Genomic DNA, 14,314 nt, shown 5'->3' with positions numbered 1-14,314 from the left:
GCATCGCCCGCTGTTGACGCCCTGCGTTTCCCGCTATGATGAGCGGCTATTCTAAGGAGAACGCATGGTCTGGATAATGCTGGCAACGCTTGCCGTGGTGTTTGTGGTTGGGTTTCGTGTCCTGACCTCGGACTCCCGCCGCGCCATCAAACGCTTAAGCGAACGGCTGGGGATCACCCCGATGCCGGTAGAATCGATGATCGACCAGTTCGGTAAAACGCCCGGCAATGAGTTTATCCGCTACCTTGAACGTCCTGACGAGGCGCATCTGCAAAACGCGGCACAGGTGCTGCTGATCTGGCAGGTCTGCATCGTCGACGGCAGCGAAGAGAACCTGCACACCTGGCACCGCATGCTGCGTAAAGCCCGCCTGGCCGCGCCAATCACCGATGCACAAATCCGCCTGACGCTCGGCTTTATGCGCGAGATGGAGCCCGATCCGCAGGAGCTGAATGCCTTCCAGTTACGCTATAACCAGCTCTTTCTGCCGGAAGAGGGGGTGTTTTACCTGCATTAAGCCGTTTTTCCGCACAGGATATTTTGAGCGTTAAGAATCTTTTCTCTGTTTTCATTGAGGCGGGTGGCGGCATAGATATCTATGTTTAACCTTTTTGCCTCCGCGTCCGTGAGTTCACGGTAGCAAAGTCCTTCCTGATTAAAGGTGCATTTCGACTGAGGCAGCAGCGCAAATCCTTTCCCTCTTGCGATACGGCTTAGCATCACGAGGGTATCATCCGGTTCTTTTATCCGCTTCAGCGGCGTTTTCAGCGTATCAAAGTAGCTTTCGCATTTGTCGTAGAACGACGGGTTGGCACTTCTGGAAAACCAGAAAATGGGTAGATCGCTAATATCCTCCAGCGCGACTTTCTCTTTCAGGCTGGCAGGATGTAAAGAGGGCATTGCGATGAGCAACGGTTCCTGGCAGACCCATCGGTATTGAACAATGTCTTCATGACCCGTTCCTTTTTCACCGGTCAGCACCAGATCCAGCATATTTTTAGACAAACTTTGCAGCAGTTGGGCAGAAGTCAGGTCCGGCGTTTCGACATCATCTCCTGCGTTCATTTTTTGAAGCTGGGTATTCACGGGTTCAATATATTCAAAATTAAGCGTCCGCGTGAGTCCGATTCTCAGGCTCGTTTCAGAAGAGAGAGGATCTTCTTTTAGATTACTGATGTCTTTAAGTATTTTTTCTGCCTGAACAACCAGCGCACGACCTGCTTCAGTGAGGCTAACGTCATGCGTGCTGCGGCTGAACAACTGACGTTTCAGCACCGCTTCAAGGCACTTTATCTGACGCGTCAATGGCGGTTGAGTCATGCGTAGACGTTCGGCAGCCTTACGGAAATTCAGTTCATGTGCAACAGCGAGAAAGCATTGTAATTGTTTGATACTGGGCAGGTTATTGCTGATTAAATGTTCTGCTGTGGCCATACGTGAGTCCTGAATGCGAAAAGGTATTTAGTCTTTTTTCGATTTCGATATTACACGCTAAAAGCAGGCAGCAAAACCTGTTTTAACAGTAATACAAAAAATATATTACAAATTTAACAATTCCAATTGTTTCCTTTATTGATAAATTTCTATCCGAATCCTCACTCAATCAATATTCGGAGTAATTATGTCGTCTAAATATGTACTGGTATCACGCTTCCCGTTAAAAAATGCTTTTTCTGAAAAAGAATTCACTTCATTAAAAAGCAATGAAAACGTTCGCTACTATTCCTGTGAAGAAAACGGTGTTAATGAATTGCTGGAACTGCGCGCATTCAACGATATTAAAGAAATTGCGTGGGTTGAGAGTGAAATGGAATCCATGTTCCATCGTTTCTCTGACGTTCTTTCTGCCGATATTCGTCGCGAATTACTTAAGTTTGTTGAATCCCCGATCGATAATAAAAAGAACTTACCCGAATCAACTTATATCCAGCTTCGTCACGTTGAAGTGCCTGCACATAACTATCAGCAGTACCGTCAGTGGCGCGATGAAACCATTTTTAATGTGGTAAGAGATAACAAAGACAAGATTGAAAGTTTCGAAGCGTTTCATTCTCTGATCAGTGGCGTTCCGGGCGTAATGTTTATCTCCTCATTCAACGGCGATAAAGCAGCCTATAAAGAAGCATTTACCAATGCGCGTTACCAGGAAATCATTCAGCAGGCCGGCGACAACTTTATCACTGGCGGCAATGACGGCCTTTATACGCGCATCTACCGTGCTTGCTGTTGTTGAGGAACAATGCATGAACTGTAAAAAGTTGGTTGTTGTTGGCGATAAATTTAATGAATTTGCCAACGGTAAAGATGTACTGACTATATCTCAGCTTGAATTATTGACTCAGATCCCTGCGAATATCATTGATAAAGAACACGAAATTATTGTTGGGCAGGGCGTGCGCAAGGATTTTGCCGGGAAAGTAATTTCAAACCAGGCAAGAAACGCTATTCATGGCAATAAACTAAAAATGTGCTCTCTGGAAAAACTGGTTAGCGACAAAAAAAATGCACATTGCCATAAAAAACTGGAACAGAACATACTTATAGGACCTGCGGAACAGGCTGAACATAATCCCGACCTTTATGCGATGCCTCTGTTAATCGACGAGCGTTGCGAATTGATGGCGGATCACCAGACGGGCCAGCATATTCAGGGAATGCTGCTGGTTGAAGCCAGCCGCCAGGCCTTTATCGGCGTCACCGAAGAGTTTATTTACAAGCAGGAAAGTGGGCGCTATTACGTCATTAATAGCATGGCAATCAATTTTTCCAGTTTCCTGTTCCCTTTACCGGCGCTGGTCCATTTTGAATTTCTGGAAAAAGATATTAACGACCGCCGGGGGCGTTTCAAGGCTCAGGTACGCGTCACGCAGCACCAAACGCTTTGCGCGACAATGGATGTGTCGTTCACCGTCTATCCTTCCGCCCTGATTACAGAGAAAGAAAAATCTCTGGCTGAGGTTGCCATGCAGGCGGCCATCGTTCAGCAGCAAGGGGTGGCTCAGGGGGTAACGCATGCCTGAATTACGTAGCCAGAAATACCGTCTGGCTGCAACCACGCAGGGGCCGCTTTACCCCCCTGCGGAGGTCATGGACGGGAAGGGTAATTTTGTCGTGGTTGGCATGGTGCCCGGGGATAACGGTTTGCAGTGGCGAAGCGTCATTGTCTCACCGGACAGCGCGCTTCCGGCATTTGGGGAAATTGCGCCCTATAACATTCTGTGTGATATAGAGAAAATGCCCAAGGACGCGCTGAAGGACATCATTCTTCATACTCTTCCTTTACCCATTCCGATGAACAACTATCGGATGATTTTCTCACCGGAACAGCGGCCGCACGCCAACAAAGAAAAGAGGCCGAGCGTGCCGCTTCATGACGGCTATATCGCAGATTATCGCAGCAGCGATGGAAAGCGAGACATCCAGCCTGTCACCCTCGCTGCCTGGCTTGAGGCAGAGGGAATTTTTGACGTCACGTTGTCCGAAGATAAAAAACGAGCACGGTTCACGTTTTCGTTCCGGAGTCTTGTTCCGGATAGCGTTTATACCGTGATGAGTCTCAGGGAAAACGATTTAGCCTCTGAGGCGCCGAGCAGGCCTGGCCCGCTGGGTATACCCAACGTATTTATAACCGATAGCGAAGGTAATGCCGAATATTGGGCTGAGCTAACCGATCCTTTTCCGGCACCGGAGAGGAAAGGAAACAGAATTATTAACGTAGTCGTACTTTATATGAGCTCGCGTCAGAGCTACGGCGGTGCAATTGGTTTTTACGGTCTTGGGGGCGATATCCATGCCCATTTAAAACTCAAAGGCCGTTCCTTCGATGAATTTACAACTATAGAGTGAGAAAAGTATGCCGTTTGTTCATGTGATGACCTGGCCGACGAAAGATGAAAATCAAATCATCAGGCTTCAGGAAGATATTACGTTTGCCGTTCACAAAAATACAGGTGCACCGCTGGATAAAATTTCCGTGGTGGTTTCTGAAATTCCGCCTTCTCGCTGGGCGGATGCAGGCGTGCCTGGTACGGATAAAGAGTTCCCGGTTAAGAGTCGAAGAAAAAACTACGAGGAATAGGCTTTGCGTAAACACGCCGCATTTTTTGACGTTGATGAGACGCTTATAAATATTAAAAGTATGTTTGATTTCTATGATTTCTGGTGCAGGGAAAATAATCAACACGATCGTCTTCAACGCTTTATGTCTCGCTTTCGCGCCGATGTAAAAAACGGTGTGCCAAGGGAGACGCTGAACCGAGATTATTATCGCCAGTTTAAAGGTGTATCTCGTCGTTATCTGGACGAAATGGGTGAGGAATGGTTCAGGCATAAGCTGGAAAATGCGTTTTTTATTGATAGCGCCGTTGCAGCACTTAAAAAACATCAGCGCCAGAATATGTACACCGTATTTATATCTGGCTCTATGCTGCCGATTCTTTCACCCATTGCGAAATACCTTGGGGTAACGGATGTACTCTGTGCGCCGGTCATAATAAATGAAGCAGGTGATTTAACGGGTGAAATCGGCCTGCCGCAAACAATTGGAGCGGGTAAAAAAGACGCACTTATGACGTTTTGCCAGGATAAGGAGATTAACCCGGCGGATTGTTATGCCTACGGTGACGATCTTTCGGATATTCCAATGCTCGAAGCCATTGGGCATCCCGTGTGTGTGGGAGAGCATTCTGCGCTTACCAGATATGCAACAGAAAAAAATTGGCAAATTATTTAAACTATCATTGAGGTAAGTTGTATGACTTCAGAACTCTCTTTGCAAAATATGACGTTAAGGTCATGGCTTGCTTTATTCATTCTGGCTATTTCAACGTTTACTATTGTCACGACCGAACTGGCGCCGGTTGGATTATTAACGCCAATCGCAGAGGGGCTACAGTCTTCGGAATCCGCGGTGGGCATGACCGTGTCGCTTTATGCCTGGGTGGGGGCGTTGAGTGCGCTGTTTGCCTCCGTCTTTTTAGGCAATGTGGCCAAGAAACGCCTTTTACTCGTGCTCACCGTGGTGCTTCTGATCTCCAACATCATGGCCGCGACGGTAAACACCTACAGCATGCTGCTTAGCGCCCGAGTGCTGGGTGCGCTTGCTCACGGTGCATTCTGGGCGATGATCGGTGCAACAGCGGTTGCTATCGTTCCTGCCAGATATATTGGGGCGGCAACGTCAATCGTATTTGGTGGCGTCTCCGCAGCAAGCGTTTTTGGCGTGCCGGTATCCAACTACATTGGTATTCACTTCGGCTGGCGGCAGGCATTTTGGCTGATGGCCGCGCTGAGCGTAATTGCCTTTGTGGGTATTAGCGTGCTTGTTCCCCAGATCACCAGCAAAAGTGCGCTAGGCCTGGATGCGCTTAAAGGCGTGCTGAAATCGTCTACCTTGTGGAAAATTTACTCCGCTACCCTGCTGGCCGTTACGGCCCACTTTGCCGCCTTTACGTACATTGAACCCTGGCTACACACGCAGAGTTTACTGTCCACCGCGTTTATTCCCGCTGTGCTTTTTGTTTACGGCATCGCGGGTCTGGCCGGTAACTTTCTAACCGGCGTGTTGATTGATAAGTATCTCAAGCTGACGGTCTCTTTGTCTGTACTGCTGATCTGTGCAGTGCTGCTGTTCCTGGGCCTGTCAGGTTCTTCGCTCTCTGCTGCGTTGATATTCATCAGCATGATTGTCTGGGGCGTTGCCGTGTCAGGAATATTTGTCGGCTTCCAGACGTGGGTTTTACGTATGGCTGAAGATAAAGCTTTCCCGGCCTCCGCAATCTACGTTTCGTTTTTCAATACCGCCATTGGTATTGGCGCATCGGTCGGTGCCTGGATGGTTTCAGCATTTTCAATGCCGCTCCTGTATATCGTCGCCGGCACGGCCATCGGCCTGTCCGTTCTGCTTGTCGCGGTTATTCCTGCAACGTTGACCGCAAAACAGTCCCCACTGGAGAAATCTTATGAGTCAAATTAATGACCGTACGCGCTATGGCAGAGAGATTATGGACCGTCTTGAAGCGGGACTTGCGGATAAAGTCACCCGCCGCCTGAGCGAGCTGGACCCGGGGCTGCCCGCCCTGATTACCGACTATGCGTTCGGGGATGTGGTGGGGCGTCCGGGACTGGATCTCAAAACGCGCGAAATGCTGACCGTCGCCTCGCTTATGACGCTGGGTAATGCCATGCCGCAGCTGGAACTGCATATGAGAGGCGCGCTCAACACAGGCGTGACGCCGGAAGAGCTGCTTGAAATCGTGATACAGATGGCGGTGTATGCTGGCGTTCCCGCCTGTATGAATGGTCTTACTGCATACCGGGCGGCAATGGCCGCGACGGGTCATACCTTGCCAGGAATGAAGGGGGAAGACGCATGAGCGAGGTTGTCATTATTGCAGCCCGCCGCACGGCGACGGGCGCATTTCAGGGCGCGCTTGCGGAGCATTCCGCCTCTGACCTGGGAAGCCGGGTCATTCAGGCGCTCCTGAAAGAATCTGGCGTAGAGGCCAGTGATATCTCTCAGGTCATTATGGGGCAGGTTATTACTGCGGGATGCGGTCAGAATCCGGCCCGGCAGTCGGCCCTGAATGCCGGATTACCGGTAGAAACGCAATGTCTGACAATCAATAAAGTGTGTGGTTCCGGGCTTAAGGCGGTCCATCTGGGTATGCAGGCGCTTCAGACGGGTGAGGCTGAGTTTGTTATCGCCGGCGGTCAGGAGAGTATGTCCAACGCGCCGCATATCGCCATGACGTCGCGTAGCGGAACGCGGCTGGGTGATATCACTCTCAAAGATAGCCTGGTTTCTGACGGGCTCTGGGATGCCTTCAATGATTATCATATGGGTATCACCGCTGAGAATGTTGCAACGGAGTTTGGTATCAGCCGCGAAATGCAGGATGAGTATGCCCTTGTCTCTCACCACAATGCGCTTGAAGCGCAGGCGCGCGGCATTTTTGAGCGCGAAATTGTGCCGGTTGAGTGGCTGACGCGAAAAGGCGAAACGATTAGCGTGGAGAGGGATGAAGGGCCGCGTGCAACCAGTATTGAAAAATTGACGAAGCTGAGGCCTGTCTTCCGAAAAGAGGGAACGGTGACGGCGGGAAATGCGTCATCGCTTAATGACGGTGCCGCTGCGGTGCTGCTTTGTACGCGTGATACCGCTGAAGCGCGTGGCTTGCCGGTTCTGGCGTCGCTGGGCGTGTTTACCAATTCCGGTATCCAGCCGGCATTAATGGGGGCAGCCCCGATTCAAGCCATTGCCGACTGTCTATCCCGCTCGGGATGGAAGCCTGAGGATGTCGATCACCTTGAATCCAACGAAGCGTTTGCCGCCCAGGCGCTGGCGGTGATTCAGCAGGCTGGGATTTCCCCGGATCGTATCAATCCTTACGGCGGGGCCATCGCGCTTGGGCATGCGATAGGCGCATCTGGCTGCCGAATTTTGGTGACGCTGGTTCATTCCCTGGTGCGTAACGACAGCAAGCGCGGCGTCGCCGCATTGTGCGTAGGCGGTGGGGAAGGCGTTGCGTTGAGCGTTTATCGCTAACGGTACGGCGTATCTGTAGACATAAAAAAACCGGGGAAACCCGGTTTTTTTATGATGAGGTATCAGGCGTTCACGCCTTTCATACCCTCGGCGGAATAGCGATCGCCTTTGATCGCTATCCGGCGATGAAGGTTGTTCAATGATTCAATGTCATTCATATCAAGCACAATGTCGGCAGCTTGCGCATTCTCGGTCAGATAGTTGAGGTGCTTAGTGCCAGGAATGGGTACAAGCTTATCGTATTGCGCTAACAGCCAGGCAAGGGCAATCTGACCTGCGGTACAGCCGTACTTCGCCGCCAGCGGGTGGATGACATCGAGCAGCTGGCGATTATGATCGAGGCTGGACTGAATAAAACGTTCATTATTTCTACGGAAATCACCTTCTGCAAACTCGCTATTGTTCAGGTATTTTCCCGTCAGGAAGCCTCTGCCAAGAGGCGAGTAGGGCACCAGACCGATGCCTAACTCTTTCACGACCGGCAGAATGCTCTCCTCAATATCGCGTGTCCACAAAGAATATTCCGTTTGCAGCGCGGTGACCGGATGTACCGCATGGGCCCGTTGCAGCGTTGAAGCCGACACTTCGCAAAGGCCGATGTGGTTGATCTTGCCCTCTTTAACAAGGGTGCGCAGACAATCCATACTCTCTTCGACCGGGGTGGCGTTACTCAGTCTGTGAAGATAAAAGAGGTCGATTCGCTCCACGCCAAGCCGCTTGAGGGACTCATTACAGCAGCGGATGATATAGTCAGGCGTATTGTTGATGGTGCGGGCGTAAGACTCGTCAGGCGAGCGGTCGATGCCGCATTTCGTGGCTATTTTGAACTGCTCGCGAGTGCTTTTATCCAGCCCGGCAAGAAAATGACCGATTAGTCTTTCATTATGACCACGGCCATATAAATTTGCGGTATCAATAAACGTCACGTTCAGATCGATGAGGCTATGCAATACCTGCAGTGAGGCTTGGTCATTAGTCTGGCCATAAAATTCACTCAGACCCATGGCACCATAGCCGACGGCACTGACGGTAAGATTTTGAGATAAAGTACGTGTTTTCATAGTTTCTCCTTTTCAGACGCTATGATTGTTTCACCTCAAATGTGGTTACTGAATTTTCATTTTCGTTATGCAGAAAAGGTATCAGTCGACGACGCTCTCCCTCCTTGCTCATTAAAAACGTCAAAAGTTGTCTAAACGTTAAATTCATCACACTTTTGATGATAAACTGCGCGACTTTTCCGCACGTTTTAATCTTCAGGTGACGCCATGACAGAACATATCCAGCCCTCGACCAAACCGCAGGCCAAAGAGGTTACTCGCCCCAACTGGTCGGCGGTTTTTTCTGTGGCGTTCTGCGTCGCCTGTCTGATTACCGTTGAGTTTCTGCCGGTTAGCCTGCTGACGCCGATGGCGCAGGACCTGGGCATTTCTGAAGGCGTGGCGGGGCAGTCCGTTACCGTCACCGCGTTTGTGGCAATGTTCGCCAGCCTGTTTATCACGCAGGTGATTGGCGCGATTGACCGCCGTAAAGTGGTCATTCTGTTCAGCGTCCTGCTGACACTCTCCTGCCTGCTGGTCTCCTTCGCGGAAAGCTTCACCCTGCTGCTGCTGGGGCGCGCCTGTCTTGGCCTGGGGCTTGGCGGCTTCTGGGCGATGTCTGCCTCGCTCACCATGCGTCTGGTGCCGGCGCGCACCGTGCCGAAGGCCTTGTCCGTTATCTTTGGCGCGGTCTCCATCGCGCTGGTGATCGCTGCGCCGCTGGGCAGTTTTCTCGGCGGGATTATCGGCTGGCGTAATGTCTTTAACGCGGCGGCGGTAATGGGGCTGCTCTGCATCATTTGGGTATGGAAAGCGCTGCCGTCGCTGCCGGGCGAAGCGGCGCACCATAAGCAGAACATGTTCGCGCTGCTGAAGCGCCCTGGCGTGCTGGCGGGGATGACCGCCATCTTTATGGCTTTTGCCGGGCAGTTTGCCTTCTTCACCTATATCCGCCCGGTGTTTATGACCATGGCGGGTTTTGACGTCGATGGCCTGACGCTGGTGCTGCTGAGTTTCGGTATCGCCAGCTTTGTCGGCACCTCGCTGTCGTCCCAGTTCCTGAAACGCTCCCTGAAAGTGGCGCTGGCGGGTGCCCCGCTGGTGCTGGCTGTCAGTGCCGCGGTGCTGATTCTGTGGGGGAGCGACAAATGGGTCGCCTCGGCGATTGCGATTATCTGGGGCTTTGCCTTTGCGCTGGTGCCGGTGGGCTGGTCGACGTGGATCACCCGCTCGCTTGCCGATCAGGCGGAGAAAGCCGGGTCGATTCAGGTGGCGGTGATCCAGCTGGCAAACACCTGCGGCGCGGCGGTGGGCGGCGTTGCGCTCGACCATCTGGGGCTGACGTCACCGCTGGTGATTTCCGGTACGCTGATGCTGCTGACGGCGCTGCTGGTGGCGGGGAAGGTGAAGGCGAAGTAGTGGTTTTCTCCCTCTCCCGTGGGAGAGGGTTGGGGGGAGGGCATCAGGCTATGCCGATGTCTGAACCCGTCTTCTCGAATCCATCGAAATCAACACCACCGACGACACAATCAGCAGCGTCCCCAGCCAGTCGGGCAGGGTGAACGCCACGCCCAGCAGCATCACCGACAGTAACGCGCTGCTCAGCGGCTCGGCGCAGCTCAGAATGCTCGCCTTCGGCCCGCCGATCATCTGCGCGCCTTTCAGATACAGGCTGAACGTCAGCGCCGTGCCGATCACCACCAGGTAGAAAAACGCCAGCAGCAGGCTGCTGTCGATCACAAACGTGGTGCCGCGTCCGGCATAAAACGGCGTCAGCATTAACCCTGCAATCAACATACTCCAGCCGACAATCGGCAGCGTGCCGTAGCGGGCAATCAGCGTCGACGGGTAGGTGGTGTAAAACGCGGCGGCAAAGGCCGAGGCAATGCCGAAGAACAGCGCTGCAGGGGAGATGGAGAGCGAAGTGGGGTCGCCGTGGGTCACCAGCAGGAACGTTCCGACAAGCGAGGTCACGATCGCGGACAGGACAAACACGCCGGGGCGCTTTTTGCGTGCCAGCGCGAACCACGCGACGATAATCGTCGGCGACAGAAATTGCAGCACGGTGGCCGTAGCGGCGTTGGATTTTTCAATCGTCAGCAGGAAGGTGAGCTGTACGGTAAGGGCGCCAACCAGCGAGAAAAACAGCAGACTAAGGGCGTCTTTGCGATGTTTGATGACCGAGAAAATCTTGTCGCCGTGAACGAAGGAGAGGGTCAGCAGGATCACGCCGGTAAACAGCAGGCGAATCATCGTCAGGTAAGGCGAAGAGATCTGGCTTTTCTCCATGATGTACTGCGCGCACACCCCTGAACTGCCCCATAAAACGGCGGCGATCAGGACGTTTAACATCCCTTTACGTGTGGAACCCATGTTCTCCCCTGCTATGTTGGTTTTTTTGTAGCATAACATGGGATCTTGCCGGGTGGCGCTACGCTTACCCGGCCTACAAAACCTTGTAGGCCCGTGCAAGCGCAGCGCCGCCGGGCGAAACAAACGACGCTTTACTAGAACCACGCCTCCCACATTGCGCCGACGTTGAAGTCGTCAAGCGTCTCGTCTTTGGTGCCGTTCACGCGGGCGGTGCGTTCGTTATCCACTTTGCCGCCGGTTACGTAGAAGCGCAGCATCGGACGGAACTCAGGCCCCATGGCGATCGACATGTTCTGGGAGAGGGTCAGCTTCCAGCCCTTGTTATCGCCGCCGTTGTCGTAATCCACATGCTGCCAGCCCGCTTCCAGCCAGGTGGAGTGGACGTCGTTCCACCAGTGCATCGGACGCACAATGGCGTTGTAGTTCTTACGGTTGTCCGTTTTATCACGGCTGTTGTCGTAGTCGTGGAAGGCGAGGATATACTCCATCTGAGTCTGCGGAGTGAATTTGTGCAGCCCTTCGAAGCTGGCGTAAACCGTGGTCAGATCCTCGGTTTTGTTGAACACGCTGTTGTCCGCGTTATCAGAGTAACGGGCGATCACCTTGTTCACGCCGCTGTCGTTGGTGTGGCTCAGCACCACGCCGCCCTGCCAGGCGTTCAGCCGTTCGTCGCTCTCCACGGCTTTTGAGTCAAAGCCGTAGTTAGCGTACAGCTCCAGATCCAGCGGACCCACTTTCATGCCGTGAATTTTTGAGGTTGCCGCATAGTTGCCTTTGTCGCCCGTGCCGGAACCGCCGGTACAGGTGATGCGCGACGGGTTCGCTTCATCTTCCAGTACTTCCGGGCTACAGGATTCCACCGCCGCCACGGCGGCCACGTCGAACTGCACGCCGCCGATGTCGAAGTTCTTCACCCCGGCGCCCTGGCCGTCGTGGTTCATCCAGAAGTAATCGTTGATGCCCTGCTGCGGACGCTGGTGGAAGTCACGACCGGCCCAGAAATAGGCGTTCGGATTGGAGGCCATAATGTTGGTTACACCGGCGTAGGCTTTTTTCAGGTTAACTTCATCGCCCCAGTGGTCGATCATCACGTTGATGTCCCAGATGGCGCCGTTGTCGCCCTTGAAGGCTTTGGAGAGCTGGAATTCGCCGCCGTTGCCTTCGTTACCCAGACGACCAATGGCTGATGCCCCGTTATAGGAGCCGTCTACCGCCACATACTTCTGGTCAGCAGCCTGGAAGTGCGCACCGTAGCGGGCGTAACCGGTAAATTTAATGCCGAACGGAATCGCCATGTCCGGGGATTGCGCCGCGCTTTGCGGCTCGGTGACCACGTCGGCTTTTTTCGCCACGGCGGCATCCATTTTGGCCTGACGTTCGGCCAGGGCTTTATCTACCGCTTTTGCCACAATGGCGTCGATTTGCTCCTGCGTAAATTCCTGGGCGAGGACAGAAATTGGGCAAAGCGCGGCGATAACCGCCATGGTTAATGGAAGTTTTTTAATCGTATTCATGGTTATCTCAATATAGTTTAATTTTATTCAGATAATAACCATCCCGCTCCGATCTGACAGAGTATGTCGCTATCATCAGAACAAGTGGAATTCTATTTTAGGTACAGAGGTATTACATTAATTTATTTCGCCATAGATTATCTCTGATATAAATGAATTATTTCTTCAGACAATTCACGCGCTAATAGCGAATTCATTAAATGATCCTGGGCGTGAACCATAATTAAGGTCATCGGCTGACGGGCTTCACCCGCATCCTGCTCAATAAGTTTGGTCTGCATCTTGTGCGCCTGTCGCGCGTAGCCATCGGCTTCACGCAGCAGGCTTTTGGCTTCGTCAATGTTGCCCTGCCGCGCAGCGTGCAGTGCTTCAAAGCACAGGCTGCGCGACTGACCCGCATTGACGATGATTTCCATAACCGCTTCTTCTAAGGCAATCATCATCTCTCTCTTTAGATATCGAAACTATTATTTAATGAGGTGGCGGCAAACCACTCTCCGCTCTTTTTAAGGGTGCGCTGCTGCGTTTCCAAATCGAGCTGGATAAATCCATAGCGATTTTTATACGCATTGCACCACGACCAGTTATCAATAAAGGTCCACATATGATAACCAAGGCAATTGCACCCTTCGCTAATACCTTTATGCAGCCAGGTTAAATGCCCGGAAATAAAATCAATGCGGTATTGATCGTTTATCTGGCCATTTTCAATAAAGCGCTGCTCATTTTCGACGCCCATACCGTTTTCAGAAATAAAACAGCGTGGATTGCCGTAATTGTCGCGCAGGTTAACCAGAATATCGTAAATACCCGGTTCGTAGATTTCCCAGCCACGGTACGGGTTCATCTTGCGGCCTGGCATCTCGTAGTTTTCAAAGAACCACTCCGGCATAAACGGTGCCTGCGGGTTCACCGCGCTGTCACGACACTTCACGCGACGCGGCTGGTAGTAGTTAATGCCGAGCAGGTCGATTTTCCCTTCCGCAATCAGGAGACTGTCTTCCGGTTTACAGGCAGGCAGTTGATTGTGGGTTTTCAGCAACGCCACCAGGTCGGCCGGATACTCCCCGCGCAGAACCGGGTCGAGGAAGCTGCGGTTAAACATCAGGTCGGCCACGTGCGCCGCTTTGACGTCCGCCGGGTTTTGCGAGCGCGGGTACGACGGCGTCAGGTTCAACACGATACCGATCTCCCCGGCATAATGGCCCGCACGGTAGGCCTGAACGGCCTTCGCATGGGCCAGCACGGTGTGGTACGCCACGGTGGCCGCCCGGCGGAAATCCACCACGTTCGGGTAATGGAAGTCGTACAGATAACCGCCTTCCACCGGGACGATCGGCTCGTTGAAGGTAAACCAGTGCAGCACGCGATCGCCAAACAGGTCGAAGCAAACCTGCGCATAGCGGGCGTAAGCCTCCACCACGTCACGGTTTTCCCAGCCGCCGATCTCCTGCATCGCCATCGGCATGTCGAAGTGGAACAGGGTGATAAACGGCGTAATGCCCTGTTCGATCAGCTCATCAATGACCTGATTATAAAATTCGACTGCCTTCGGATTCACTTCACCGATACCGTCGGGGATCAGGCGCGCCCAGCTTATGGAAGTGCGAAAGCTGTTGTGATTCAGCTGCTTTAACAGCTGAATGTCCGTTTTCCAGTGTTGATAAAACGTGGAGGTCTGCTGTGGACCCACGCCGTTGTGAAAACGGTTCGGCTCGCGGGCAAACCAGTAATCCCATGTGGTTTCCCCCTCTCGTGTCCCTTCGGTCTGGAGAGCGGAGCTTGCGCTGCCCCACCAGAAATTATCGGGAAAGGTATATTTCATGACGCGTCCTCTTTGA

General features: G+C 52.6%; 16 protein-coding genes. 10 read left to right on the top strand and 6 right to left on the bottom strand.

The features are described from left to right. The first annotated feature begins 64 nt into the window (after window positions 1-64). Window positions 65-517: a DUF1198 domain-containing protein gene (locus LDK53_RS06275; RefSeq protein WP_047957414.1), complete on the top strand. Its 453-nt coding sequence runs from the start codon at window positions 65-67 to the stop codon at window positions 515-517. Here the strand turns inward: LDK53_RS06275 and LDK53_RS06270 are convergent. Continuing rightward, complete coding sequence (locus tag LDK53_RS06270; RefSeq protein WP_225284986.1) at window positions 514-1,434, bottom strand: LysR family transcriptional regulator; 921 nt, start codon at window positions 1,432-1,434, stop codon at window positions 514-516. The two genes, LDK53_RS06275 and LDK53_RS06270, sit on opposite strands and share 4 nt — an antisense overlap. 187 nt (window positions 1,435-1,621) lie before the next feature. On the opposite strand from LDK53_RS06270, the gene LDK53_RS06265 reads away from it, so the two are divergent. From LDK53_RS06265 to LDK53_RS06230, 8 genes are read left to right on the top strand one after another with little or no spacing between them, the layout of a single operon-like run. Next, window positions 1,622-2,233, top strand: a complete 612-nt coding sequence (locus LDK53_RS06265; RefSeq protein ID WP_063430882.1) for a hypothetical protein — start codon at window positions 1,622-1,624, stop codon at window positions 2,231-2,233. A gap of 10 nt (window positions 2,234-2,243) precedes the next feature. After that, window positions 2,244-3,020 (top strand): AfsA-related hotdog domain-containing protein, encoded by a 777-nt coding sequence (locus tag LDK53_RS06260; RefSeq protein ID WP_225284985.1) that lies wholly within the window; start codon window positions 2,244-2,246, stop codon window positions 3,018-3,020. Continuing rightward, window positions 3,013-3,846, top strand: coding sequence for a hypothetical protein (locus tag LDK53_RS06255; protein ID WP_225284984.1), 834 nt, complete (start codon window positions 3,013-3,015; stop codon window positions 3,844-3,846). Before LDK53_RS06260 ends, LDK53_RS06255 begins: the two co-directional genes overlap by 8 nt. 7 nt (window positions 3,847-3,853) lie before the next feature. Beyond that, the gene (locus LDK53_RS06250) at window positions 3,854-4,078 is read left to right on the top strand and encodes a tautomerase family protein (RefSeq protein WP_045285312.1); all 225 of its coding nucleotides are present in this window, start codon (window positions 3,854-3,856) and stop codon (window positions 4,076-4,078) included. 3 nt (window positions 4,079-4,081) lie between these two features. Continuing rightward, window positions 4,082-4,732: an HAD family hydrolase gene (locus tag LDK53_RS06245; RefSeq protein ID WP_225284983.1), complete on the top strand. Its 651-nt coding sequence runs from the start codon at window positions 4,082-4,084 to the stop codon at window positions 4,730-4,732. 21 nt (window positions 4,733-4,753) lie between these two features. Then, window positions 4,754-5,974, top strand: coding sequence for an MFS transporter (locus LDK53_RS06240; protein WP_045285310.1), 1,221 nt, complete (start codon window positions 4,754-4,756; stop codon window positions 5,972-5,974). Further along, window positions 5,961-6,374 (top strand): carboxymuconolactone decarboxylase family protein, encoded by a 414-nt coding sequence (locus tag LDK53_RS06235; protein WP_225284981.1) that lies wholly within the window; start codon window positions 5,961-5,963, stop codon window positions 6,372-6,374. Before LDK53_RS06240 ends, LDK53_RS06235 begins: the two co-directional genes overlap by 14 nt. Continuing rightward, window positions 6,371-7,546: an acetyl-CoA C-acetyltransferase gene (locus LDK53_RS06230; protein ID WP_225284979.1), complete on the top strand. Its 1,176-nt coding sequence runs from the start codon at window positions 6,371-6,373 to the stop codon at window positions 7,544-7,546. The genes LDK53_RS06235 and LDK53_RS06230 overlap by 4 nt, the downstream gene beginning before the upstream one ends. Window positions 7,547-7,608: 62 nt before the next feature. On the opposite strand, the gene LDK53_RS06225 is transcribed toward LDK53_RS06230, so the two are convergent. Beyond that, window positions 7,609-8,607 carry an aldo/keto reductase gene (locus tag LDK53_RS06225; protein ID WP_225284978.1) on the bottom strand — a complete coding sequence of 333 codons (999 nt, stop codon included), beginning with the start codon at window positions 8,605-8,607 and terminating at the stop codon, window positions 7,609-7,611. Window positions 8,608-8,814: 207 nt separating this feature from the next. Between LDK53_RS06225 and nepI the strand changes: the two genes are divergently transcribed. Then, window positions 8,815-10,005, top strand: a complete 1,191-nt coding sequence (gene nepI / locus LDK53_RS06220) for a purine ribonucleoside efflux pump NepI (RefSeq protein ID WP_225284974.1) — start codon at window positions 8,815-8,817, stop codon at window positions 10,003-10,005. 48 nt (window positions 10,006-10,053) lie between these two features. Here the strand turns inward: nepI and LDK53_RS06215 are convergent, their stop codons facing one another. The 4 genes from LDK53_RS06215 to LDK53_RS06200 all read right to left on the bottom strand — a co-directional run bounded on the left by LDK53_RS06215 (window position 10,054) and on the right by LDK53_RS06200 (window position 14,298). After that, window positions 10,054-10,959, bottom strand: a complete 906-nt coding sequence (locus LDK53_RS06215) for a DMT family transporter (RefSeq protein WP_045285305.1) — start codon at window positions 10,957-10,959, stop codon at window positions 10,054-10,056. Window positions 10,960-11,093: 134 nt separating this feature from the next. After that, window positions 11,094-12,473: a carbohydrate porin gene (locus LDK53_RS06210; protein WP_225284970.1), complete on the bottom strand. Its 1,380-nt coding sequence runs from the start codon at window positions 12,471-12,473 to the stop codon at window positions 11,094-11,096. A 137-nt stretch (window positions 12,474-12,610) separates the two neighbouring features. Further along, complete coding sequence (locus LDK53_RS06205) at window positions 12,611-12,913, bottom strand: PTS lactose/cellobiose transporter subunit IIA (RefSeq protein ID WP_008500136.1); 303 nt, start codon at window positions 12,911-12,913, stop codon at window positions 12,611-12,613. An 11-nt stretch (window positions 12,914-12,924) separates the two neighbouring features. Beyond that, a complete protein-coding gene (locus tag LDK53_RS06200) occupies window positions 12,925-14,298 on the bottom strand; it encodes a glycoside hydrolase family 1 protein (RefSeq protein WP_025757007.1) in 1,374 nt (457 codons plus the stop codon). Between the last annotated feature and the right edge of the window lie 16 nt (window positions 14,299-14,314).

The sequence above is a fragment of the Enterobacter sp. K16B genome (assembly GCF_020216105.1).
GTDB classification, from domain to species: domain Bacteria; phylum Pseudomonadota; class Gammaproteobacteria; order Enterobacterales; family Enterobacteriaceae; genus Enterobacter; species Enterobacter sichuanensis.
This window is presented reverse-complemented; position numbering and strand designations above follow the sequence as displayed.